This is a genomic window from Flectobacillus major DSM 103 (genome assembly GCF_000427405.1).
In the GTDB taxonomy this organism is placed as follows: Bacteria; Bacteroidota; Bacteroidia; order Cytophagales; family Spirosomataceae; genus Flectobacillus; species Flectobacillus major.
Map to the genome: position 1 here is coordinate 3,292,992 of NZ_KE386491.1, position 24,198 is coordinate 3,317,189.

The window sequence follows — 24,198 nt, forward strand, 5'->3', positions numbered from 1 at the left end:
TGTTTCCTTTTAATGCCAAGTTGATACAATCAATACTTGGTCTGAACTGAATGATAGAATAGTTTTATAATTGAGTAAATGATATTTGCTGTAAGTATTTTTCAAAAGCCCTCTTGCAATGATAACAATCAAGCGTTCCAAAAGATTTACCTATCTATAATTTTGCAACTATTCTATCATCCTATCATTCACTCAATCAATATTATTCAAACTCAGAACGTAAAATTGATAATACTTCGTTCACCGTTTCTTCTTCTAGTTCTGTACGACGAACGAGTTCCTCACTACTAAGTTTAAGCACCTGCTTGGCTGTATCTAAACCAATACGGTGTAATTCTTCCAAAATCCAGTCTTCGATTTCATCTGAGAATTCTGTCAAATCCACATCTTCATCGTCCACTTCTTCTTGCTTAATATCACGGTAAACGTCCAATTCATAGCCTACTAATTTACCAGCAAGCTTGATATTCTGACCACCTTTACCAATAGCCAACGACACTTGGTCGGGCTGAAGATATACAGCAATACGCTTTCTTTCTTTATCAATCACCATCGAGCTTACTTTGGCAGGGCTTAAAGCACGAGCCACCAATAGTTCGAGGTTTTCGGTATAATTAATTACGTCGATATTTTCGTTCTGTAATTCACGAACAATCCCATGAATACGAGAACCTTTCATCCCCACGCAAGCTCCTACTGGGTCGATACGGTCATCATAAGATTCTACAGCAACTTTGGCACGTTCGCCTGGTTCACGTACAATTTTACGAATCATGATTTGACCATCATAAATTTCAGGTATTTCCTGCTCAAACAATCTTTCCAAGAAAACAGGAGACGTACGAGAAAGAATAATTTTGGGAGTACCATTATTCATTTCTACACGGTGAATTACCGCTCTTACTGGCTCGCCTTTCTTGAAGCGGTCTTTAGAAATCATTTCGGCTTTTGGCAAAATAAGTTCATTTTTTTCGCCATCTGCAATGATTAACTCTTTGCCTACAATCTGATATACATCGCCGCTTACCATTTCTCCTACCAAATCCTTGTACTTATCGAAAAGGCCTTCTTTTTCAAGGTCTTTTACTTTCTGTATCAAGGTTTGACGTGCCGTCTGAACAATACGACGACCAAAATCCTCCAACTTGATAAGTTCGGCTACCTCTTCACCGATTTCAAAATCGGGTTGGATTCGGCGAGCTTCGGCCAAAGGTATTTTGTCATAATCCCAAATATCTTCTGAGTTGTCATCGACAATCTCACGGGTACGCCACATTTCTAAGTCCCCGCTTTCAGGGTTGATGATTACGTCGAAGTTGGCATCCGTTCCGTATTTTTTACGAATCATTGTACGAAATACCTCTTCCAACACTTTAATCATCGTCGGGCGGTCAACGTTTTTTTCTTTGGCAAAATCCGCAAACGACGCTATTAACTCTGCACTATTCATCTTTTCATAATTTTCAATGACTGACTGGTTTTACTAACACACCAATACATTCATTATTTAAACGATATCTGTACTTTTGCTTTATCAATATTTGTAAATGGTATCAATACTGGCTCGACTACTTCCCCTTTTTTGGGCTTCTTCTTGAGTTCTTCCAAGAAAATAATTCCGTCTTCTTTTACCTCTTCCAATGTCCCTACTTTTTCTCCGCCTTCTTTCAAATGAATTTTGAGCGAACGACCAACATTTTTTACATATTGGCGAATCAGTGTTAAGGGCTGATCGATACCTGGCGATGAAACTTCCAAATTATAAGCCGACGTAATCAGCTCTAAGGTTTCGATTTCGTTGGCCAATCGACGGCTAATTTTGGCACATTCTTCAATTTTTATTCCTTCATCGGAATCAAGAAGAATAGTAATATTGGTACGAGTTTTTAGCTCATGTACTTGGATATCAACCACAAAGAAAGTATCGTTCTCTAAATGGGGTTCAAGCAAGGCTATAATTTTATCTTTTAACATACTTGTTCTGAAGCCACGAGGAAAGAAAAAGAAAGAAGAAGAAATGTAAGAAAAACCACAGAATCGTTATTCCACCTGCCTCTTTTGTCTTTCACCTGAATATGAAATACAAACAAAAAAGAGGGATTTCAAACCCCTCTTCCTTTAAATTCTGCTACAAAATTAGTATTTTTTTTATCAAAAAGCAAACGTATTTAGAATTTTCGCAGGAATTATCCTAGGTAATTACCTGAAAACTAAAGCCGTGTCGTTCAAAACCCAATGATTCATAAAAAGCATGGGCTTCGGTACGCCTTTGATTGCTCGAAAGCACCAGTTTATAACAGCCTGATTCTTGGCAAATGGCCATCGCAAACTGCATCATGGCTTTGCCAATGCCCTTTCCTTGCTGGTCGACTTGCACGGCTACGTCTTCGACTATCCCTGAGGGTGTACCTTGATGTGCCAGATTGTCCATAATCAATAAAGCAAATGTTCCTACTATTTGCGATGCCTCCTCGGCAACATATACTCGGTAATTAGGGTAGGATTGCATTTTATGAAATAGCTTTTCGGCTTGGGGCAATGACAAAACATTTCCTTTGTCGAGGACATCGGCATAAAGCTGTAAAACAGCCACTAAATCAGTAGTTTGTGCTTGGCGTATGTGCATATTTTAGGTAGATTTTTAGATTACTAAAATAGCCATAAACTTGCAATTACACTAGCTCTGAAACATGAAAAAAGAATAGTTACCTTTGGAAAATTATATTTTATTGTCTCTGTATTAAGGGATTCGGTAAAATACTCTTGATTAATAATCGTTAACTCAATTGCGTTGATTACCTTTGCGGTCTTAAAATTATCACAGGAATATTTTGAAATAATGCAACTCTCAAAAATCACACAGATATCCTTTATAGTATTTATATCGTTGATATCCACATTTTATAATGCTACAGTTAGTTTAGCTCAAAAAAATAAGCACGTTACGCCACCATCAGCCGATCAGTTCCCGACTCCGCCCGATGCCGAAAATCGCCTTTTTTATATTCAGCGTAGCTCCAATACCAACACTATCTTGTACGATGCTAATATACTAGAAGACAACAAGTTGGACACCAAAAGCCCTGTGCATGCTTACTGGATTCGTTATACAGAAGGTGGCAAAAAGCAGGAACTAAGCAATATCCAACGCACCTTGGCGTATGGCTTGCATACCAATCCTATCAAGGGTGAGCCAAATGCTTATGAAGGGCATTTTTTGGCTTATCGTAAAAGAAAGTTTATTGTAAAAATAGATGCCAAAGGCGAAGCTGTAGCTTTATTTCCAATTAACGGAAAAATGCAAGTTTTGAAAAGGGTATTTGTAAGCGTTGATGAAAGCGGTATGATGCCTTCGGTTGTGTATATCGACTTGTGGGGTAAAGACGCTACTACAGGAAAAGAAGTTTATGAACGTTTCAAACCATAAATTTTAGTAGTAGAAACACTAGATTCTGATGGGCTATTCATAACAAACATGAATCATCCCAAATTGAGTGAATGGTGATTATTTTTGAACATGATTTTTACCAGTAAAGACGCTTTGTAGCTAAAGATGTATTATGCTGACATTTAAACATTCAAAAGGCGTTCGAAATTAGTTTTTCGAACGCCTTTTGAATGAATACCCCTAAATTCCTATCATTTGGGCAATTGATAAGCCTCTTCAATATTCACTTGACAATACTATGAGTCCCAATAAACACAAATAGGAGGTCTCTTTTAATATTACCTAAAATTCGGGATGACTCATGTTTGTTCTATAACGGGTATTGTATCATTATTGAGCCAACTGTCCATACAAATCAAACTCTTCGGCCGATGTAATTTTTACCTCAGCAAAATCACCCAATCTTACGTACTGACTAGCAGGAATCAACACTTCGTTGTCTACCTCGGGCGAATCAAATTGGGTTCTACCAATAAAGTATCCTCCTTCTTTTCTATCGAATAATACTTTGTAGGTATTTCCTATTTTAGCCTGATTCAATTCCAATGATATTTCTTGTTGTAGTGCCATAATTTCGTCGGCACGTTCTTGTTTTACCTCTTCAGGAATATCATCTTCAAAGGTATGAGAATGCGTATTTTCTTCGTGAGAATAGGTAAATACGCCCAATCGGTCGAAACGCATTTTTTCTACAAACTGATATGTTTCTTCAAAATCGGCCTCAGTTTCGCCTGGGTGACCAGCAATCAGGGTTGTTCTAAGAGCAATATCTGGTACTTTTTGACGAATCGCATCAATCAGCTCTTCGGTTTTCTCACGTGTAATACCCCGACGCATTTTTTTCAATACCTCTGTTGAACCACTTTGTAAAGGCATATCAAGGTATTTGCAGATATTAGGCTTGGCGGCCATCATGTCAAGCACATCCATTGGGAAGCCTGCCGGATACGCATATTGCAAACGAATCCACTCCATTCCGTCAATATCAGAGAGGCGGTCGAGTAACTCAGACAAGTTGCGTTTTTTGTAAATATCTAGTCCGTAATAGGTTAAGTCTTGAGCAATCAAAATGAGCTCTTTTGTACCACGTTTTACCAACGACTTAGCTTCTGTGACAAGGTCTTCGATAGAACGAGAAACGTGTCCTCCACGCATCAAAGGAATAGCACAAAAAGAACAAGGACGGTCGCAGCCTTCTGCAATTTTTAAATACGCATAATGAGCTGGCGTAGTCAACAAACGTTCGCCAATCAATTCATGTTTGTAGTCGGCCTTGAGGGTTTTTAGCAAACGAGGCAATTCGTTTGTACCAAAAAACGCATCTACTGTAGGGATTTCTTTTTCTAAATCATCTTTGTAGCGGTGCGACAAGCAGCCCGTAACATAAAGCTTATCTATTACGCCAGCTTCTTTGGCATCGACATAACGCAGAATGGTATCGATAGATTCTTGTTTGGCATTATCAATAAAACCACAAGTATTAACAATAACAATATTGGCATCGTCTTTTTTGGCTTCGTGGGTAACGTCCATGCCATTTCCACGCAATTGTGTATAAATCACCTCTGAGTCGACAAGGTTTTTACTACAACCAAGTGTAACGATATTAACTTTATTTTTTCCTAATGTTTTCGTTTTCATCTAATTATGAGCATCTATTGGATTTTATCAAGAAAATTTATCTTGTTTGAAACCCTGAAAATAAGTTTGCAAAGTTACAACAAAAAATAGTCTTTGCTGTGTTTTATTTCGTCAGAAAGTCAGATTAGGTCTTGCGAAACAAAAAAGTCTGAGTTATTCACTCAGACCTCCTCTTGCTATAACATAGATTATATTTCTTCTATTTCGGTAGTAACTCCCAATTCTTCAAATAATCGCTGCCAATAAGCCGAAACAGCAGGGTTATTTTTGCGGGTAGATGCCGTTGGCTCAAATGGTTTGGCTATAAAAATCTGGACTGACGAAATATTGGGTAGTAGTGCTTTCAACTTACTAGCGTCTTCTCGGGCCCATCCTACAGCGGCGGCATCATCGGCAGGTGGGTTTGTATGAAAATCACGACGGTGTTCGCCCTTCATACTTTCTACCATATCCGAAAGGTAATACACCTTTACGTTATAGCCTTTTGCCACTTCTTTATCAATCAAGGGCAAGGTAGCCTGAATATCGGTATTATTTTTACTAGACGAGGCGTTTTGTGCCGACAATTGCCTTATTATCAATTGCTTGAAAATACTACGTTCTTTCGACAAATCCAGAGCAAACGCTGTTTTTAGGGCTTCCGAATCGGTAGTATTAGCCCCTTCCGACACCTCTAATTCTGAGCGACTCATTACCTCGGCCACTTTGGCCTTGGCTGTATTTTCATGAATAAAATATACCGCTAGCTTATCGCCTTTCCCATTAATGTTCTTTTCTATCAGCTCGTTGATAATTTTGGTATATTTCTCATTGGCAAAGCCTTTATCGACATTGACACTCACCGATTTATCAATAAAAATCATAGAACATGTATGCGTTTGAGGCTGAGTACCTTCTTGTTTTTGTTCTTGCCCCGAGCAGGCACACAATAAACTACTTGACCAAAATACAAGGCAATAATTCAACCAATTATTTTTGGTACTAAATCCGAGAAATTTCATTGTTTTTATTTAACATTAATTGAATATGATAAAATTACAATTCTTATACTAACTTGGTTCATTTTCTTGATAAGCCCAATTGACACTGCCATAAACGGCTATTTAGGCTTATGGTTGAATTGGGGTTTGGAGCAAAAGACTATCTCTGAGGCTGGTATTTTCGGGCTTATTTTTGTTCCAATAGTCTATTTTTAGCGTTTTCTTCAAAATAGCCTGCGTTGTAAATGTTTTTCCTTTTTGCGAGAAAACATCTGTCCAGCCTACAATTTTGTATGGAAAAACATTTTCAAAAACAATGGTCAACACCCGATTTTGATTGAGAAATGCTACAGAATATGCCTGAAGAGCATTACCTACAAATACCGTTCCTGTATACACTTGTAAAGTACCACGACAAGCCGTAGGAGCTAATGGGCGGTGTTGAAGGCGAGAACTTTCTAAACTTGGAATTATATCAAAATCATCGACAGGCAAACTGGCAGGACTAAGCCTTATTCTATTCCAAAGCTCATCTTCAAGCCAAGTTACCTTCAAAGATGTATCTTGTTGTACTTCTTTTTCAAAATAACTCTTTCCTTCCAACCAATACTGTTTTCCTTTCAAATTGAGTTGGCTGTATACATGACCACACCACTCTTGGGCAGAAAAGGAAGTTTTTAAGGCATGAGGAAACAACTGTGTATCGACAGGTGTAAAAGTAGAATTCATTAAAGAATAATCATAAATCCCTGTCGTAAATTTTTGGATAAAATTAAGTTTTAATACACTTGTTGCCAAATTCTTCTGGTTCGATTCTAACTTTACTTGTGTATCTGTTCTAAAATCTTCTGTTACAAATACCAATACGGCTTCGCCTTGATTGAGCTGGCCATAGCGTACCTTGTCGAGTGTATAAGTATTGATTTCGGCTTGGCCATTATACCAATATGTTCGAAAAGTAGCATCTTGTGCCGTAGGAATTGTAGTTTTGGCTGGGTCGGTATGAGGGGGTTCTATCTGAAAAATGGTTGCTCCTTTTGCTACAGCAAAAATCACAGCCAGAATTATGCACAAAAAGAGAAAGTTATTTCTGATAAATTTATCAAGTTTTTGCGTATTCATGCCTTAATTGTTTGTTGAATTGTCGAACGGCAATTTACACAATTTGTAGAAATTCATTAACTTACATTGTTATTAAGTAAGTGAGTGGGTGCATAAAAGCCATGTATTCAGGTATAAAGCCAAAGGATACTACGCTTTTGGGGATTGCCGCTAGTATATTGATAGCTACCGCCTGTTGGCTCATCACCAAACACGATATTACTCAATACCAACTTACCTTTATTCTAATTCATCAGCCAACCGTTTATTGTATTATGAACAAATTTACCTCTTATTGTATCACCTTACTATTAGGCATACTGCTGTCTAACAACCTTTTTGCCCAGATTTTAAAAGCCCCCAACCGAGCCGAGGGCGAAGGGCAATTTAACCGATTGATTATACGAGGGGTCAACCTTGTCAACGGTACGGGGTCGCCAATGCAAGGGCCTTGCGATATTGTTGTAGAAAAAAATAAAATTGTACAAATCAAAGTTGTAGGATACCCTGGTGTACCTATCGACCCACAAAGTAGACCCAAAGCCAACCCTGGCGACAAAGAACTAGATTGTACTGGTATGTATATGCTACCAGGTTTTATAGATATGCACGGCCATATTGGTGGGAAATCGCAAGGTACACCAGCCGAATATGTTTATAAACTTTGGCTAGGGCACGGTATCACGACTATTCGTGACCCTTCGGCAGGAAATGGATTAGACTGGACATTAGACCAAAAGCATAAATCCGAGAAAAATGAAATTACCGCCCCTCGTATTATGGCTTATACAGCTTTTGGAATGGGAGCCAAGGAGTCTATTACTACCGCTGAGCAAGCACGAGCATGGGTAGAAGAAAATGCTAAAAAAGGAGCAGACGGTATTAAGTTTTTTGGGGCAAAACCCGAAATTATGGATGCCGCTTTGCGAAGAAACAAAGAGCTTGGTCTGCGTTCGGCCTGCCACCATGCCCAAGTGGATGTGGCTCGCTGGAATGTACTAAGCTCGGCACGAGCAGGACTCACCTCGATGGAACACTGGTATGGCTTGCCCGAAGCTCTATTTGATAGCCAAACGATTCAGGATTATCCAGCCGATTATAATTATGGCAATGAACAAAACAGATTTGAAGAAGCAGGAAAGCTTTGGAAACAAGCCGCCAAGCAGGGTTCAAAACGCTGGAATGATGTAATGGAGGAAATGCTCAAACTTGACTTTACGATCGACCCAACCTTCAATATCTACGAAGCCAATCGTGAGTTGATGTTGGCTCGCCGAGCAGAATGGCACGAAGATTATACCCTTCCTCAATTGTGGCGTTTTTATCAGCCCTCTCGGATTTCTCATGGCTCGTATTGGCAAGATTGGGGAACAGAACAAGAAGTAGCGTGGAAAGAAAACTACAAACTATGGATGACCTTTGTTAATGAATACAAAAACCGTGGCGGTCGAGTAACCACTGGCTCGGACTCTGGCTTTATTTTCCAGCTTTACGGTTTTGCCTATATTCGCGAACTTGAGTTGCTTCGCGAGGCTGGGTTTCATCCTTTAGAAGTTATCAGAGCCGCTACCCTCAAAGGAGCAGAAGCACTGGGTATAGACGACAAAGTAGGTAGCGTAGAAGTAGGGAAATTAGCAGATTTAGTAATTTTAGAAGAAAATCCACTCAAAAACCTCAAAGTACTATACGGTACAGGAGCAATAAGGCTTACTGAAAGCAACGAAGTAAAAAGAGTTGGCGGGGTTAAATATACCATTAAAGATGGGGTAATTTATGATGCCAAAAAGCTGTTAGAAGATGTACGAAAAATTGTTGCGGAAGCAAAAAAGACAGAAAACTTTGAAATATTTCAGCCTGGTTTGGAAAAGAAAACCTCTGGCAAAGTGCAGGGCAGCCATAAAGAATAACAAGCAAGAGGCATACCCAATTTAGTGGATGAGTGATTATTTTTGAAGATGCTTTGCGTATAAAGATATATCATTCAGAAATTTAATATAAAAAGGCGTTCGAAAAACTAATTTCGAACGCCTTTTGCATGAATAGCCCCTAATTTTCTATCATTTGAACAATTGATAAGCCTCTTCAAAATTCACTTGACAACCTTATGAATCTCAACAAACACCCATAGGTGGTCTCTTTTAATATTACCTAAAATTTGGGATGACTCATATTTATGCTAATAGATTTTTAGTGGAAAAATCCTATTTACTAACCTTTATCAGTTGGTAGTATGATAGTATTTATTTATTCCTTTTATTTTTTGATTTAATGGCTTTTTTCCTTTACTTTACTAAGCAATAATAACTTGCCAAGTAGCAAAATAACCCATAAAATCTTAGTTCTTATGAACAATCGTCTACTTTTCCGCAAAATGCCGTTTTATTCGGTAAACATCCCCATTACCAAGCTATTAAAAGTTTTCTTGTTACCAATCTGTATTTGCCTGTGCTTATCGGAAATAGCCTTGGCTAATTTCCAACAAAAACCTACTCCTACAGGAAAAAATACAAAAATAGCCAATACAGACTCCCCTAAAAAATCTAACAAAAAAAAGAAAAACACCAAAACAAAGCGTGTCGCTAAAGTTGATTCTACCGACATAGACCCTACACAAATGAAAGCACCGTTGTTTCAAAATTAACCTACGTATTTCTGGTATTTATCCAATGATTGAATGTTAGCCTTTGTACTTCTGAAGACTCACATTTGTATTCTTTTGTTCATAGGATTTTATGAACACCCCCTTACTTCTATATTACTGGTCTTTTCCTCGCTAGGAAACAGGCTTTTTATTGCATAACCACAACTTTAGTTTCAACAAAATAACACTTAACATGAAAAAAATATTACTCTCGTTTCTTTTTGCCCTATGTAGCTTGGCTATTTGTACCGCACAGGATGTCAATACGGCATTGCGTTATCTCAAGATTGCCAATACACTTCGTGAAGTCAAACAATTTGACCAGTCAGAAGATTACCTCAACAAAGCCCTAAATATGGTAAGAGGTCGAAGCGAATACTGGGAAGCGGCAGTATACGAAAATTTAGGTTTTTTGTACCGTGACCAAGAAAACACCTTAGAAGCATCTCGAAATTTCACCAAAGCCATCGACCTATACAAGAAGCTTAAAATGGCTATGAGTGAAAAGGCTATTACACAACTACTAGATGGGATGAAAGAAGCCGAAGAGCTCTATGCTGGTATCGACGTAGGCTCGAAGGGAGTTAAATTAAGTATTATCGGTGTGACGGTTTCACCTAAAAAGGGACTTACTTATACCCTCAAAAAAAGTATGTCTATCAATACCGAGCCAAGTGCCCTAACGCCACAGGCTATCAAAGAAACAGCTCAGGCGGTCAAAGACCTTGTTGATACAGCAACCGTCAGAAATAATGTTATTTCGGATAGGATGTTTATTATTTTGAGTAGTGGCCTCAAACAAGCTACCGACAAACAAGCAGGAAAAGAAGCAGAACTAATAGCAGCGATGAAAGAAGCATTAAAAAATCCGAGTCAAAAAATTGATATTATTTCGGCTGAAGATGAAGCTAAATTTGGTGCTTTGGCAATGGTAGCTCCCGAACTACACATTTCGTCGTCGCTTATGGATATTGGCGGTGGTAATATGAAAGGTGGCTATTTGCTAAACCGAAACAAGTTTGAATCGGTCAATTTTCCTTATGGCACAAAAGCTTTTGTTAAAATTGTAAAAAAGAAACTACCAGATGCCAATCTTGAAGAGTATACCAAGGGCGTAAACGAAGAGGTAAAAGTAGTCGGCGAAGAGCTTTCGTTGGAATTGAATAGAAAAGTTGGCTTCAAAAACCGTAAAAATGTATTTTTATTGGGAGGTATCGTATTCGTAATGAATGCTTTTTTACATCCAGAAAGAGCTAATATTGTAGGTCGCCCTGTAGAAGTAAGCATAGATGACGTTCGGAAATTTAGACAAATGAGTGCTAGTAGCTACGAAGAATTGATTAATCCTGATTTTTCGAGAATCACCGACCCAGCCATCCGTCAAGTAGCCGAGGAAGATGTAAAAAATATCACTACCAAAATCTATAATCAACAAGATATTATTGCAGGTGCGGCTTTGCTCGAAACACTTATCAAAGAAATGAATCGTGATGGCGTACAAAAAAGGTTCTATTTCATTAAAGGAGGCGACGTTGCCTGGATTAGCGGCTATGTATTCAAACTAATTTCAGACGAATATCAAACCAAAAAAGAGTAACAACCAAACCTTCCAATTTATACCTCATAAGATAGGAAACAGTGTTTTTCTACCTTATGAGGTAATTCAATTTAAGCGGCATAGTTGAGTTTATAGTGGGCTGTACTAAGTAAGTTCTCTATTTTATGAACAGCAATAGAATAAGTAGCTTTTAAGGCTCCTACCGAAGTTCCTGTAATTCTAGCGATTTCTTCGTATCGCATTTCATCAAAATACCTCATATTAAAAACCAATCGTTGTTTGTCGGGTAGGGTTAATATGGCTTTTTGTAACTCTCGCTGAATTTCGTCACCGCTAACCAGCGAGTCGTGGTCGATACCGCTCGCAAAAGTTTCGGTATAATCCTCTATTTCACAAAACTGCATCCGTTTTTTGGTTCTCAGAAAATTCAAACATTCGTTGGTAGCAATTCTGTACATCCATGTAAAAAACTGAGCATCTCCTCGGAAAGTGTCTAATCCTTGCCAAATTTTCAAAAAAACCTCTTGCGTCAAATCGTCTGCATCGCTATGATTTACAACCATTTTTCTAATATGCCAGTATATTTTACGCTGATATTTTTGAATCAACATATTGAATATGGAGAGATTATCTTTAGGAGTACTCATTTGAACAAGCGTTTAGATTTTCTATTTGACAAATTTGCCTCTAAAAACAAAAATGCTTTATGACGGTGTTCATAAAGCATTAATGATTATGGTCAGGTTATTTAGAAACGCCTTACTAACTCATTCTGGTATTTTGATTTAGTTGGAATGCACTTCGCCCCCCAAACTTGATTTTACATTACGTTGGCTAGGGTTACCTTTATAGCTAATAGTACCCCCTGTGCCAGCCGAAGCATCTAGTATTTTATTGGCATTAACTTGGGCTACGCCACCAGTATTGGCCTTTATATCTACTTCGTCGCTAGACAAATTATAAGCAAAGAGTTCGCCTCCCGTATTTACTCGGGTTTGTTGATACGTTGCTTTACCCTCTAATTTAACAATAGCTCCTTGTACACTTGTTAGTTCGAGGTTATTTACTTTTACCTCAAATTTGACAATTGCACCCGAAGCAGCGTCAATAGCGAGGCGGTTTCCTTCAAGTACCTGAGCAGCTGCAAGCTCGGCACCACGACTTGCCTTTATACTAGACAACTCGCTGATATACTCTACCTTTACCTTAAACTGCTTTTGAGGCTCGGATTTTCTTTTGTTGTTATCTTTATCAGTAAGTTGTTTAAAAATTTTCGTTTTTACTGAAAGCTCGCCACCCGATACCTGAATCGTTAAGTCGTCGATATTGGCACCGTACAAAGCCTCGGCTGTTACCTTATTAACATTGCCTTTTACAAGCTCAACTTTCATAATACCTTGCATATCTATTTTGCTAAACGATTGCAAAGTAAGTTCCTGATTTTGTTGTCCAAAAGCTATTACCGAGACCGCAGTCATGAGTAATACGAGTACGCTTTTCATTGTTTTCATAACGTTGTTTGCTTAATTGAATGCTTATATATTATAGGAAAAATACGAGTAAGTAAATGAGTTACTAGGTATTTGTTTGGCTCATATTCTTACAATTTTATTAGATGCAATAATCAACGCTAAGGTTGCATGCGTTAGTACATTGGCATAGTTTGGTCTATTTCATTGGCCCATTCATTTATTCCTCCTTCTAAATTTATAAGATTTTTGAATCCATGATTCTGCACCAAAAACTCAATTACCGAAGCCGAACGCATACCATGATGACAATACACCACAACGGGTTTGTCGCGAGGAATATGCTTGATATTATTGGGTATGCTATTCATAGGTATCAAAACCGAGTTGGCAAGGTGACAAATATCGTATTCATACAGATTTCGGACATCTAGCAATACCAGTTCTTTGTTTTGCACAAGCTGGTCGTGGAGTTCTTCTACGGTTATGGTTTTCATGATATTATCGGTACTACAGGCCGCAATATCGTCCGATTCGGCATGGTGTTGTTCTATTAAATGCTCGGCATCGGCACGACGTTTTACTTTAATTTTTTGGGAAGTATTTTCTAGTAAATCAACCATCAAAAACTCACCACTAAGGACTTTTCCTATACCAGTAATCATTTTTACCACCTCGTTGGCTTGGTACATACCGAGTGTACCAGGCAAAATACCCAATACTCCGATGGCAGCACAATTAGGAATTTCTAAATCAGAAGGCTGTTCAGGAAAAAGGCAACGATACGTAGGCCCCAAAACACCATTGTTATCTTTAAAATTGAATACCGAGACTTGCCCCTCAAACTGATGAATAGCTCCATAAACAAAAGGTTTTTGGTGTTTCACACACATATCGTTGATAAGATAACGAGCCGAAAAATTGTCGGTACAGTCTACCACTATATCGTACATCTTAATAAACGCCTCGGCATTCTCTTTTTTGAGCTTTTGGTTTACAGCCTCTATTTCGATAGTATCGTTCATCTGAGCTAGGCGTTTGGCAGCGGTAGTGGCTTTAGGTTTGCCAATATCTTCTGTTTTGTAAAGCACCTGTCGTTGTAGATTGGTTAGGTCAACCACATCGCTGTCCAGAATTCCGATTTTTCCAATACCAGCGGCTGTCAAATACAACAAAACAGGGCATCCTAGCCCTCCAGCTCCTATTACTAGCACTTTGGCGAACTTGAGTTTTTGTTGTCCTTCAAGCCCAATTTGAGGCAATAATATATGTTTTTGGTAACGTGTTTTTTCGGCAGATGTTAACATTGATTTAGCTAATAGTTTCTGAGATTCAAGGACAAAACAACAGTGATGAATACACACCTATTGAGTAACGAAATTTGTCGCTATAATTGTTCGGTAGAGGTATAAAATAAAAGCCTCTTTGTAACATAAATTACAAAGAGGCTTTTATAACTAAATGCCACAATAAAGGGCAAATATAACTAAACAGATAAAGTTCCTTTACGAGCAGCAGCAATCAAAGATGCTTCCAAACCTTTCTTGTTGATAGTACGGATAGCTTTTGCTGAAACTTTCAAAGTTACCCAAACGCCTTCAGATTCTAAATAGAATTTTTTAGTGTGCAAGTTCGGGAAAAACTTTCTCTTAGTTTTGTTATTAGCGTGAGAAACGTTGTTACCCACTTGTGTTTTCTTTCCTGTTAATTGACAAACCTTCGCCATGATAAAAATGCGTTAATTGTTATGTGTTAATCGCCTCACTATCAAACAATTCTTTAGTACGTCTGAATTTTTTGTTTTTACAAACAAGAAAAATCGTGCTATAATCCAGAATTAATCTTACGCTTTAATCGGCGATGTAATAGACTTGATTATCAGTGATTTCTGAAATTGGAACGCAAAAGTATGAATTATTTCGTAAACTAGCAATTTATTATGCAAAGTTTTCTACTATCTTATCAAGTTTTCACGATTTCTATCGTTTTTGATAGAAAAGATGCCAAATTTGCATTATCAATCAGCATTTTATGATAAAAAAAATCGCCTCTTCATTACTTTGGCTTAGTAGTTTACCTTTGTGTATGTACACTTTAGTGGTGTATTTGTTGGGCTATACTATTGTTTGGGAACACTGGATTGCAGGCTTTGCCATGATGTCTATTCCTGTTGCTCAGCTTGGCTGCCTAGTTGTAGGGCTTGTTTGGCTTTATGTCAAGCCTTCACGGGCATTATTACCACTGGTAGTATTACTAATGGGCTGGCCTTTTATTATGAGAACGTTCCATTGGTCAAGTAACAATGAGACCCTCAGTAACGAGGATTTACAGATTTTGAGTTATAACGTCTATAGCTTTGAAACGCCTGATGCTAGTACCAAAGATAAGGCTATTCAATATGTAGCCGATTTTGATGCCGATATAAAATGTTTTCAAGAATTTAGTAAGGTGTATTTACAGTCGGGCAAGCCCGCGGTAAAATGTGTTGAGGAAAATTTGAGATACCATGCCATCAATGCCGATGAAAGCCGACATTATTCTGGACTAGCCATTTTCTCGAAATACCCTATTATTCGTAAAAAAGGAAAAGTATTTGCAGGAAGTAATAGCAATGGCTATATCTATGCCGATATTGTACGCCACGATGACACCATTCGGGTAATTAATTTACAATTGCAATCGATGGGTATTAGGTTGGGCAAAGTAGTAAAGGTTATCAAAGATTATGACAAAGCAAAGCAAGAAAGTAAAGGGGTTTTGGCCTCATTGAAAAAAGGTTTTATCGACCACTCGCAGGAAATCAAGTATATCGAAAAACTGATAGACGAAAGCCCTTATCCAACTATTGTTTGTGGTGATTTCAATGAAGTACCTTATGGATTGGCATACGGCCATGTAAGAGACCGCCTAAAGAATGCCTTTGAAGAAGCTGGCAACGGCTTTGGATTTACGCTCAATAGAAGCCCAAGATGGGTACGAATTGATAATCAATTTTATAGTGAAGGTATCCAAATCAAAAATTTCAAAACGCACAATACTATCAAATACTCTGACCACTACCCTATTTCGGCAGTGTATCAAGTAAAATAACAAACATAAGTCATTCCAAATATTTAGAACAAACAAGGCGGTCGAAAAACTAATTTCGACCGCCTTGTTTGATTAATAGTCAATAAATGCCTTACAGTTGTGGGCTTTTTTCAATAAATACAAACAAAAAATTATCTCAAAAATCGGGATAACTCATGTTTGTGTTTAATACCAAGTAGCTTTATTTGTTTTCGGGCAATAATATTACTTTAATAAAATCATCCCCTAAATATTTGTTAGCAGCTAGCTTGGTACTTGGTACAGTTACTTGCTTCATCAAAGCCTCTTCGTTGAGTACATCTTTTGCATTTTCGCCGTACTGATATTGACCTTGCAAATAGCCCAACCAGAAGCCATTTTCACGTAGTTGTACTTCCAATTGTCGCTTTGCCTCGGCCTTGAATTTATCAATATCGGTTTGTTCTGCTCCTTGTTCTTTTACCTTTTTGATTTCTGCCAATGTACGAGTTATCAATTTATCTACATTTTCGGGAGCACACGCAAAACCTATGCGGAATGAATAGCGTGCCGATGGTATTTTAGTGGCCGAACCGCTCACTTGTACACCATAAACCCCAGCTTCGTCTTCTCTTAGTTTTTCAATCAATTTGATTTCCAATACTTCAGCCAAAGCTTCTACCTGCTTATCGTTGGAGGCATTAAATACAAAATCGCCCGACCAAACTAGCGTTACTCTTGCTTTTGGTTCAGTTCCTTTGTAAACTGTTTTTTCAACCTTGCCCTTTGGCGGATTGATGCCTAAGTCTTTGTAAGTTTCTTTGCGTTTGATAGACGGCAAGCCTCCTAAATATTTCTCTAGCAAAGGTTGTGTTTCTTTCAAATTGATATTTCCTACCAAAAAGAAGGTAAAATCAGAGGCATCGGCAAAACGTTCTTTGTAGATAGCAAATGCCTTATTGGCATCAATCTTTTCGATACGCTCGGCTGTAATAGGCATATTTCTTGGATTGTAACTGGCCAATACAGCTGTTAATGAGTCGCTGTACACTTTTTCAGGGGTTAACGTTTTTTGTTGACTCACCAAGGCTTCTCGCTGATTACCCAAGAAACCTTTTACAACTTCGGCATCCAAGCGGGGCTGAGTAAAGTAGCTATACACCAATTGCAAAGCCGTTTCAAAATCTTTTGGTGACGACGACCCATTAATACCTTCGCTTGTGCTACCAATATAAGGCGATATTCTGACCGACTTACCCGTCAATAATTTGCGTAAGTTGATAGTATTGAATTCGCCAATACCACCAATAGCCACTACTGTAGAGGCAAACTTAGCATTGTCGGCATCTTTATCGGCATATAAGTTAGACCCCCCAAAGCTATAGCCACTAATCAAGATTTCATCATTTTTGAAATCAGTGGGTTTAATTACAGCTTTTACGCCATTGCCAAAAGTTAACTCGGTAACGCCAATTTCAGGAATTTGTTTGGTACTAACTACCTTTGAACCTACTGGCAATTTGGCTATCAATGGTTTATTGACAGCTTGGTCAATATATGCCGTTACGTTTTGGCCAGAGGCATTGAGCCATTCCTTAATTTTATCGGCTGTAGGTAGCTTGTCTTTATCTTTTTCGGGAGCCATCAATACAACAGCTCGGTTGTCGTTGGTAATAAGAATATTAGCCAAAGCATTTACCTCTTCAAGTTTGATACCTTCTATATTCTTTTTGGCAAAATCATAGCCAAATTCTATCGAGGTAAGCGGTTCGTTTTCTAAAAATGCACCTACCAAACCTTCTACCAGTTGTTCTGAGTCGGTTTTATCTTTTTCTTTGTAGGCATTTTCTTGACCAACCATATAGTTTTTCTTGGCACGCTCAAATTCGGACACATTGAATCCAAACTTTTTTGCACGGGCAGTTTCTTCTAAAATAGCTTTTAAGCCTCCTTCTATATCATTGCCTTTGGCCACAACAAAAGAGGTAAAAGCATCTAAATTACTCAAAAACCCACCATAGCCAGCATATCCGTACAAAAATGGAGGGTCGGCTTTCTGGGTTAATTCTTGAATACGAGACGATAACATGATATTGAACAAAGTACGTAATAGGCCATCACGACGGTCTTGATAAGTAACATCCTTGCGTTTGGGCTGTTTGTTCAAAATCTGAATAATAGTATTGGGCTGCTCTGGATCGGTGACAATGGCTACATCTGTGCCACCAGTAAGTGGAATTTCGTATTTGACTCTTGGTTTTTCGTTGCTTGGATTAGGGATAGCACTAAATTTTTCCTTAATCATTTTCTCTACCATATCTACATCAATATCGCCAACAACCACAACAGCCTGCAAGTCGGGGCGATACCAATCTTTGTAAAACTGTTTCAAGACATCATATTTGAAGTTTTTCAGAATATCGTCTTTACCAATAGGCAAACGCTTGGCATATTGGGTATTATTCAGAATCAAAGGAAAATACTTGTCTCTCATACGAGCCTGAGCACCTTTTCCCAAACGAGATTCTTCCAAAACAACACCTCTTTCTTTGTCTATTTCAGTAGGGTCGAGGGTAGCATTATGTGCCCAATCTTCCAAAATCTGCATACCTTTCTTAAATACCTCGATAGAATCGGTAGGTACAGGCAACATATATACTGTTTCGTCAAAAGATGTGTAAGCATTGAGGTCGGCACCAAAACGCACACCCGACTTTTGAAGAAAGTTAACCAGTTCATTTTTAGGAAAATGTGTTGTACCGTTAAAGTTCATGTGTTCCATGAAGTGAGCAAGCCCTTGCTGCTCGTCGGTTTCTAGAATAGAACCCGCTTTTACGGCCAAGCGTAGCTGGGCACGATTTTTGGGTTCGGCATTTTTTTGGATATAGTATTTTAAGCCATTGGGCAATACTCCTACACGAACAGAGGGATCCATTGGTAAAGTTTTACCCCAATCGCTCTGGGCAAAACCAGTGAAGCTCAACGATATGCTTAAAGCAATCGTGGCCATTAGGTGAACAACTTTTTTCATAAAAGTTATTAATTGTTTGTGATTAATAGTAAAATATCAATTTGAGGCAAAAGCAGGTAAAAAACCCACATTTATCTCAAATTTAGCAATTCATTTATAAATGAAGAAAAATACATCCGTTATAGTATACAAAATATGAAATGGTATTGTTTTACCCGCCTATTTGCTCAAAGGCTTCTTGATAAATTATTTTTATCAAGAAGCTCTCTTTATTCACAATTAATCGTAAACTTAGGCAATACTAACAAAGTAGCTTTTGGTATTGTATACAACTCTATAGTACCCTAACGTATTATCCACCCACAACCTCATCCATTACTATGAATACATCAACGACACTCCGATTTGATGAAAAAGTTGCCTTAGTTACAGGTGCTTCGTCGGGCTTGGGGCGAGCCACAGCACTACTTTTTGCCCAACGAGGAGCCAAAGTAGTTGTTTCGGATATTGCAATAGAGGCTGGCCACCAAACTGTAGCTCTGATTCGTGAACAAGGAGGCGACGCTCATTTTATTGCCTGCAATGTTGCCGACGAAGCAGAAGTGATAGCCCTCATTCAGCAAACGATAGCACATTATGGGCGACTCGACTGTGCTGTCAACAATGCTGGTATTGGCGGACTGTGGCACCCTTCGCATACCTATCCAAGCGATAACTTTGAAAAAGTATTTTCTGTTAATACAATGGGGGTATTTTATTGTATGAAAGCCGAGATACAAGTCATGCTCAAACAAAAATCTGGGGCAATTGTCAATGTATCGTCAGTAGCGGGTTTGGCTGGATTTCCGAGTAATATGGCCTATTCTGCTAGTAAACACGCCGTTGTGGGTATGACCAAAACCGCAGGATTAGAATATGCCAAAAAAGGAATACGGGTAAATGCCGCTTGCCCAGTTTTTACTATTACCCCTATGGTTACGGGTATGTTTGAGGTTATTGGCGACTACAAAGATAAGCTGGAGGCATCTATCCCGATGAAGCGTTTTGGACAACCCAACGAAGTAGCCGAAGCCATTGTATGGCTATGCTCAGATGCCGCTTCGTTTATGACGGGTCATGCTATGCCGATAGATGGCGGTATGATGGCAGAATAAAAATAGCTACGGGAGTTGCCCCGTAGCTATTTTATTTTTTAGCAATTTGCTTAAACTTCACTTTAAGAATCATCACTGCTATCAACAAGAGTGCCGAAATAATAATGCTACTAGCCCCTTGCTGTTCTGACCAAAATAATGGGCTTTGGTATACTTTATACAACAAAATTGCAATCACAAGAAGCAATACTATTTGAAAAAAAGTAAGAATCCCAAACATTAGTCGGGTCATTAGGGCTCGGAGGTCGGTAAATATATTGTTTGATGCCATACCTAGAAGAAAAAGCCTCCTACTCTGATTACGATAGGACTGCCATAAGGTGAATTTGACGTACTAGAATAAGAAAAATTATACAAAGCCGTCAACTGAAACCCACCGTAGCCAATACCAATACCTGCCAATACCTGTGGGTCATAGTTGAGCTTATAACCTGCATAAGTGCCGTAGTATTGCTGAACTTCACCTTGTGCAAAAGCTTTTGAAAGTACCGACTCCAGGAATCTCAAACGATACTGTCCAAATACTCGGGGGCCATACAAATTGTAGGCTGGTACATTTCTATACTTGGTATATTGATAATCTACAGCCAAACCTACAGTCATCTCGTTGGTAAGCAAATAACCCGCCATTGGCGAAACACTAATTACGGTAGGATTACCAAATTGTAACCCCCCGATTCCACCACCAAAACGAAGTCGCTGACGAAAGGGCAAATCACGCACATCTGGCTCTTCCTCGCTGTCGAGGTCACCCACAGCACCATCTTGCTTAATAACTACAGGCTCTTGTGCCAAGCTTTTGGAAACCGAAATAGTCGATAATAAAAAGAAAATAATAAGTAGTTTTTTCATGTTTTTGTAAATTACGTGGTTGTTCCAACGAAATACAGGTATGTTATAGGGACAGTTCAGTAAGAGTGCTTATTGACGAGCCATGAGTTTGGAAATTAGGTAACTATTTCTCTAATTCAAAAAGTCAAGCTTGTTTTGCACGATTACTTGGTATTGATTTAACCCCTAAATTAACGTAAAGTTTATTCAATTTCTTACGTTAATACGAAACAATCTTGTCTGGATTTTTGTCTAACTTTGAAAGGATATATATTGTAGGCAATTGGTTGGACTCAAAAGTAATTATTTTGAGACATTCACTTCGGCAACAAATTACACATATCATCAATTATTGAATGAATACTCCTGAAATCTCGATGCACATCCATACTCCCGTAGAAGACCTTGACCCCAAGAAGTTTATTATTATTAAAGGGGCTAGAGTAAATAATCTAAAAAATATTGACGTAGCCATACCTCGTAATAAGTTGGTCGTTATCACTGGTTTGTCGGGGTCGGGCAAGTCATCGTTGGCCTTCGATACCCTTTTTGCCGAAGGGCAACGCATGTACGTAGAAAGCCTTAGCTCGTATGCACGTCAGTTTTTGGGAAGAATGGAAAAGCCCGATGTCGATTATATCAAAGGTATTTCGCCTGCTATTGCTATTGAGCAAAAGGTATCTAGCAAAAACCCTCGCTCTACAGTAGGTACTACTACCGAAATATACGACTACCTCAAGCTACTATTTGCCCGAGCTGGCATAACCTATTCGCCTGTTTCGGGAAAGATTGTCAAAAAAGATACTGTTACCGACGTAGTCAACTGGCTATTTGGCCACAACGAAGGGCAACGGGTATTGATTTTAGCACCATTATTTCTCAAAGATGGTCGTAGCCTCAAAGAAGAAATGAAGGTGTTGATGCAAAAAGGCTATACTCGTATTGTTATTGATGGAGAAACCAAATTTTTGGAAGAACTGCTCGATAACAAAGCCGAGCTAGAGCAGCTCCCTCCTATTGATTTATTCAAGCTTAATTATAAAATCTTAATCGACCGCCTAGCCATCAAAAAAGATGATAACGGCAACCCCGACGAAGAAACCCAGTTTAGGGTTTCAGATTCTATCCAAACAGCTTTTTTTGAAGGAAATGGAAGTTGTTTTGTTGAGCTTGTAGGTGGCAACACCCATGTTTTTTCAGATAAATTTGAAGCCGATGGCCTACTATTTGAAGAGCCCTCTCTCAATCTTTTTAGCTTTAACAACCCTTACGGTGCTTGCAAATGCTGTGAAGGCTTTGGTAAAGTATTGGGGCTTGACCACGACCTTATTTTTCCAGACAAAAACCTATCGGTATATGAGGGGGCTATTGCCCCTTGGCGTACCGAAAAAATGGGAGAATGGCTTGTTCCTTTGCTTAGAAACGGCATAAAATTCGATTTCCCTATTCATAGAGCATACAAAGAACTCACAACAGAACAACAAGAATTACTCTGGAAAGGCAATGAATATTTTCATGGCCTGAATGCTTTTTTTGATATGCTCGAAAACGAAACACACAAAATCCAGTATCGTGTTATGCTTTCTCGCTATCGTGGTCGCACTATTTGCCCCGATTGTAAAGGGTCGAGGCTACGCAAAGACGCAGGGTATGTCAAAATCAATGGCAAATCTATTATTGACTTAGTACTGATGCCTTTAACGGATGTTTCGAGTTTCTTCCAGAATATTAGCCTGCCCGACTACCAAATGGGGGTTTCTAAAAGAATCTTGCAGGAAATCCAAAGTCGCCTCGACTTTATGGAGCGAGTTGGCTTGGGCTATCTTACCCTCAATCGACTTACATCTACACTTTCAGGGGGCGAATTTCAACGTATCAAATTAGCTACTTCGCTAGGCAGTGCCTTAGTGGGTTCAATGTATATCCTAGATGAGCCGTCTATTGGTTTACACCCACGCGACACCCAGCGATTAATATCGGTATTGGAATCATTGCGAGACTTGGGCAATACCGTAATTGTAGTAGAACACGAAGAAGAAGTAATGCGTATTGCCGACCAGATTGTTGATATTGGCCCAGAAGCAGGAAGCCACGGTGGACAACTTGTCTATCAAGGCGATTTCACCGAAGTACAACAAGCCGACATTCAACAATATAATAGCCATACTATTAATTTTCTTACAGGTAATGATAGTATTCCTGTTCCAAAATTTAGAAGAAAAGCTACGGCTTTTCTCGAAATCAAAGGAGCACGCGAAAATAACCTCAAAGAAATTGATGTAAAGTTTCCCTTAGGTATCCTTACTGTAGTGACAGGAGTAAGTGGTTCGGGCAAGTCTACCCTTATTCGAAAGGTATTATTTCCTGCTTTGGGTCGTCATTTTGGCACTTTTACCGAAGAAACAGGCAAATTTTCGGATTTAACAGGAAGTTTGGGCAAAATAGAAGCCGTAGAAATGGTTGACCAAAACCCTATCGGAAAATCGTCTCGTTCTAATCCTGTTACTTATATCAAAGCTTACGACCAAATCAGACTGCTGTATTCAGAGCAGCCGATTGCCAAAAGCCGAGGGTACAAGCCTGCTCATTTTTCGTTCAATGTAGAAGGTGGACGTTGCGAAACTTGCCAAGGAGAAGGAGAAGTAACCATCGAAATGCAATTTATGGCAGATGTTCGCCTCAAATGCGAGTCGTGTGGTGGCAAACGCTTCAAACAAGAAATTTTGGATATTAAATATCTTGACAAAGATATTGCTGATTTGTTGGAAATGACAATCGACGAAGCGATTGAATTATTCTCGAAAGAACAACCCAAATTAACCGAAAAGCTTTTGCCTTTACAAGACGTAGGCTTGGGGTATGTCAAGCTAGGACAATCTTCTAATTCGCTTTCGGGTGGCGAAGCTCAACGGGTAAAACTGGCAAGTTTCTTGGGTAAAGGTAATAGTAACAAGGGTAAAACCTTATTTATATTTGACGAGCCAACTACTGGCCTGCATTTCCATGACATCAAAAAGCTTTTGAAAGCCATCAATGCTTTAGTAGAACAGGGAGAAACCGTCATTATTATTGAGCATAATATGGAAATCATCAAATCGGCCGATTACATTATTGACCTTGGCCCCGAAGGTGGCGAAAAAGGCGGCTATTTGACCTTCACTGGCACTCCCGAAGAAATGATAGCACAGGGCAATAGCTATACAGCCAATTTTTTGAAAGATAAATTATAAGAGTGGTTGAGTGGTTGAGTGGTTGAGTGGTTGAGTGGTTGAGTGGTTGAGTGGTTGAGTGGTTGAGTGGTTGAGTGGTTGAGTGGTTGAGTGGTTGAGTGGTTGAGTGGTTGAGTGGTTGAGTGG

General features: G+C 38.9%; 20 protein-coding genes. 7 read left to right on the forward strand and 13 right to left on the reverse strand.

All coding sequences use genetic code 11. The annotated features are described in order from the left end of the window. Positions 1–202: 202 nt before the first annotated feature. From nusA to FLEMA_RS0128555, 3 genes are all read right to left on the reverse strand, one after another. Positions 203–1,450: a transcription termination factor NusA gene (gene nusA, locus FLEMA_RS0128535; protein ID WP_026997849.1), complete on the reverse strand. Its 1,248-nt coding sequence runs from the start codon at positions 1,448–1,450 to the stop codon at positions 203–205. A gap of 53 nt (positions 1,451–1,503) precedes the next feature. Next, positions 1,504–1,974 carry a ribosome maturation factor RimP gene (gene rimP / locus FLEMA_RS0128540; RefSeq protein WP_044172068.1) on the reverse strand — a complete coding sequence of 157 codons (471 nt, stop codon included), beginning with the start codon at positions 1,972–1,974 and terminating at the stop codon, positions 1,504–1,506. A 217-nt stretch (positions 1,975–2,191) separates the two neighbouring features. Then, positions 2,192–2,626, reverse strand: a complete 435-nt coding sequence (locus tag FLEMA_RS0128555; RefSeq protein ID WP_026996273.1) for a GNAT family N-acetyltransferase — start codon at positions 2,624–2,626, stop codon at positions 2,192–2,194. Positions 2,627–2,887: 261 nt separating this feature from the next. On the opposite strand from FLEMA_RS0128555, the gene FLEMA_RS70430 reads away from it, so the two are divergent. Continuing rightward, a complete protein-coding gene (locus tag FLEMA_RS70430) occupies positions 2,888–3,427 on the forward strand; it encodes a DUF4833 domain-containing protein (RefSeq protein WP_159102696.1) in 540 nt (179 codons plus the stop codon). Between the two features lie 351 nt (positions 3,428–3,778). Here FLEMA_RS70430 and rimO read toward each other — a convergent pair whose 3' ends face one another. The 3 genes from rimO to FLEMA_RS0128600 form a co-directional block, all read right to left on the reverse strand. Beyond that, entirely contained in the window at positions 3,779–5,089 is a 1,311-nt protein-coding gene (rimO, locus tag FLEMA_RS0128580) for a 30S ribosomal protein S12 methylthiotransferase RimO (RefSeq protein WP_026996275.1), read from the reverse strand. A 188-nt stretch (positions 5,090–5,277) separates the two neighbouring features. Beyond that, on the reverse strand, positions 5,278–6,090 hold the full coding sequence (locus FLEMA_RS70435; RefSeq protein ID WP_229359460.1) for a hypothetical protein: 813 nt from the start codon (positions 6,088–6,090) through the stop codon (positions 5,278–5,280). Between the two features lie 108 nt (positions 6,091–6,198). After that, positions 6,199–7,191 carry a hypothetical protein gene (locus FLEMA_RS0128600; protein WP_026997850.1) on the reverse strand — a complete coding sequence of 331 codons (993 nt, stop codon included), beginning with the start codon at positions 7,189–7,191 and terminating at the stop codon, positions 6,199–6,201. A 254-nt stretch (positions 7,192–7,445) separates the two neighbouring features. Here FLEMA_RS0128600 and FLEMA_RS70440 point away from each other — a divergent pair, with 254 nt between their 5' ends. The 3 genes from FLEMA_RS70440 (at position 7,446) to FLEMA_RS70450 (ending at position 11,408) form a co-directional block, all read left to right on the forward strand. Next, a complete protein-coding gene (locus tag FLEMA_RS70440) occupies positions 7,446–9,077 on the forward strand; it encodes an amidohydrolase family protein (protein WP_044174826.1) in 1,632 nt (543 codons plus the stop codon). 437 nt (positions 9,078–9,514) lie between these two features. Beyond that, positions 9,515–9,811, forward strand: a complete 297-nt coding sequence (locus FLEMA_RS76815) for a hypothetical protein (RefSeq protein WP_144080117.1) — start codon at positions 9,515–9,517, stop codon at positions 9,809–9,811. 193 nt (positions 9,812–10,004) lie between these two features. Continuing rightward, positions 10,005–11,408 (forward strand): tetratricopeptide repeat protein, encoded by a 1,404-nt coding sequence (locus FLEMA_RS70450; RefSeq protein ID WP_044172070.1) that lies wholly within the window; start codon positions 10,005–10,007, stop codon positions 11,406–11,408. A gap of 71 nt (positions 11,409–11,479) precedes the next feature. On the opposite strand, the gene FLEMA_RS0128695 is transcribed toward FLEMA_RS70450, so the two are convergent. From FLEMA_RS0128695 to rpmB, 4 genes are all read right to left on the reverse strand, one after another. After that, a complete protein-coding gene (locus tag FLEMA_RS0128695) occupies positions 11,480–12,016 on the reverse strand; it encodes an RNA polymerase sigma factor (protein WP_026996281.1) in 537 nt (178 codons plus the stop codon). 138 nt (positions 12,017–12,154) lie between these two features. After that, a complete protein-coding gene (locus FLEMA_RS0128705) occupies positions 12,155–12,871 on the reverse strand; it encodes a head GIN domain-containing protein (RefSeq protein WP_159102697.1) in 717 nt (238 codons plus the stop codon). A gap of 143 nt (positions 12,872–13,014) precedes the next feature. Further along, complete coding sequence (gene moeB, locus FLEMA_RS0128710; RefSeq protein WP_026996283.1) at positions 13,015–14,145, reverse strand: molybdopterin-synthase adenylyltransferase MoeB; 1,131 nt, start codon at positions 14,143–14,145, stop codon at positions 13,015–13,017. A 179-nt stretch (positions 14,146–14,324) separates the two neighbouring features. Beyond that, positions 14,325–14,564, reverse strand: coding sequence for a 50S ribosomal protein L28 (rpmB, locus tag FLEMA_RS0128720; RefSeq protein ID WP_026996284.1), 240 nt, complete (start codon positions 14,562–14,564; stop codon positions 14,325–14,327). Positions 14,565–14,869: 305 nt separating this feature from the next. Between rpmB and FLEMA_RS70455 the strand changes: the two genes are divergently transcribed. Further along, positions 14,870–15,928, forward strand: coding sequence for an endonuclease/exonuclease/phosphatase family protein (locus FLEMA_RS70455; protein ID WP_044172073.1), 1,059 nt, complete (start codon positions 14,870–14,872; stop codon positions 15,926–15,928). 181 nt (positions 15,929–16,109) lie between these two features. On the opposite strand, the gene FLEMA_RS0128770 is transcribed toward FLEMA_RS70455, so the two are convergent. Continuing rightward, a complete protein-coding gene (locus FLEMA_RS0128770) occupies positions 16,110–18,917 on the reverse strand; it encodes a M16 family metallopeptidase (protein ID WP_052354132.1) in 2,808 nt (935 codons plus the stop codon). 320 nt (positions 18,918–19,237) lie between these two features. On the opposite strand from FLEMA_RS0128770, the gene FLEMA_RS70460 reads away from it, so the two are divergent. Further along, the gene (locus tag FLEMA_RS70460; RefSeq protein WP_044172075.1) at positions 19,238–20,011 is read left to right on the forward strand and encodes a glucose 1-dehydrogenase; all 774 of its coding nucleotides are present in this window, start codon (positions 19,238–19,240) and stop codon (positions 20,009–20,011) included. A 31-nt stretch (positions 20,012–20,042) separates the two neighbouring features. Here the strand turns inward: FLEMA_RS70460 and FLEMA_RS0128805 are convergent, their stop codons facing one another. Beyond that, a complete protein-coding gene (locus FLEMA_RS0128805; RefSeq protein ID WP_026996288.1) occupies positions 20,043–20,282 on the reverse strand; it encodes a hypothetical protein in 240 nt (79 codons plus the stop codon). Positions 20,283–20,284: 2 nt separating this feature from the next. Next, complete coding sequence (locus FLEMA_RS76180) at positions 20,285–20,863, reverse strand: hypothetical protein (RefSeq protein ID WP_052354133.1); 579 nt, start codon at positions 20,861–20,863, stop codon at positions 20,285–20,287. Between the two features lie 335 nt (positions 20,864–21,198). Between FLEMA_RS76180 and uvrA the strand changes: the two genes are divergently transcribed. Continuing rightward, positions 21,199–24,072 (forward strand): excinuclease ABC subunit UvrA, encoded by a 2,874-nt coding sequence (gene uvrA, locus FLEMA_RS70470; RefSeq protein WP_044172076.1) that lies wholly within the window; start codon positions 21,199–21,201, stop codon positions 24,070–24,072. Positions 24,073–24,198 lie beyond the last annotated feature (126 nt).

Excerpts from the sequence above, each read along its gene's own strand:
- nusA (WP_026997849.1), bottom strand. The coding sequence starts at position 1,450 with ATGAATAGTGCAGAGTTAATAGCGTCGTTTGCGGATTTTGCCAAAGAA.
- rimP (WP_044172068.1), bottom strand. The coding sequence starts at position 1,974 with ATGTTAAAAGATAAAATTATAGCCTTGCTTGAACCCCATTTAGAGAAC.
- FLEMA_RS0128555 (WP_026996273.1), bottom strand. The coding sequence starts at position 2,626 with ATGCACATACGCCAAGCACAAACTACTGATTTAGTGGCTGTTTTACAG.
- rimO (WP_026996275.1), bottom strand. The coding sequence starts at position 5,089 with ATGAAAACGAAAACATTAGGAAAAAATAAAGTTAATATCGTTACACTT.
- FLEMA_RS70435 (WP_229359460.1), bottom strand. The coding sequence starts at position 6,090 with ATGAAATTTCTCGGATTTAGTACCAAAAATAATTGGTTGAATTATTGC.
- FLEMA_RS0128600 (WP_026997850.1), bottom strand. The coding sequence starts at position 7,191 with ATGAATACGCAAAAACTTGATAAATTTATCAGAAATAACTTTCTCTTT.
- FLEMA_RS70440 (WP_044174826.1), top strand. The coding sequence starts at position 7,446 with ATGAACAAATTTACCTCTTATTGTATCACCTTACTATTAGGCATACTG.
- FLEMA_RS76815 (WP_144080117.1), top strand. The coding sequence starts at position 9,515 with ATGAACAATCGTCTACTTTTCCGCAAAATGCCGTTTTATTCGGTAAAC.
- FLEMA_RS70450 (WP_044172070.1), top strand. The coding sequence starts at position 10,005 with ATGAAAAAAATATTACTCTCGTTTCTTTTTGCCCTATGTAGCTTGGCT.
- FLEMA_RS0128695 (WP_026996281.1), bottom strand. The coding sequence starts at position 12,016 with ATGAGTACTCCTAAAGATAATCTCTCCATATTCAATATGTTGATTCAA.
- FLEMA_RS0128705 (WP_159102697.1), bottom strand. The coding sequence starts at position 12,871 with ATGAAAAGCGTACTCGTATTACTCATGACTGCGGTCTCGGTAATAGCT.
- moeB (WP_026996283.1), bottom strand. The coding sequence starts at position 14,145 with ATGTTAACATCTGCCGAAAAAACACGTTACCAAAAACATATATTATTG.
- rpmB (WP_026996284.1), bottom strand. The coding sequence starts at position 14,564 with ATGGCGAAGGTTTGTCAATTAACAGGAAAGAAAACACAAGTGGGTAAC.
- FLEMA_RS70455 (WP_044172073.1), top strand. The coding sequence starts at position 14,870 with ATGATAAAAAAAATCGCCTCTTCATTACTTTGGCTTAGTAGTTTACCT.
- FLEMA_RS0128770 (WP_052354132.1), bottom strand. The coding sequence starts at position 18,917 with ATGAAAAAAGTTGTTCACCTAATGGCCACGATTGCTTTAAGCATATCG.
- FLEMA_RS70460 (WP_044172075.1), top strand. The coding sequence starts at position 19,238 with ATGAATACATCAACGACACTCCGATTTGATGAAAAAGTTGCCTTAGTT.
- FLEMA_RS0128805 (WP_026996288.1), bottom strand. The coding sequence starts at position 20,282 with ATGGCATCAAACAATATATTTACCGACCTCCGAGCCCTAATGACCCGA.
- FLEMA_RS76180 (WP_052354133.1), bottom strand. The coding sequence starts at position 20,863 with ATGAAAAAACTACTTATTATTTTCTTTTTATTATCGACTATTTCGGTT.
- uvrA (WP_044172076.1), top strand. The coding sequence starts at position 21,199 with ATGAATACTCCTGAAATCTCGATGCACATCCATACTCCCGTAGAAGAC.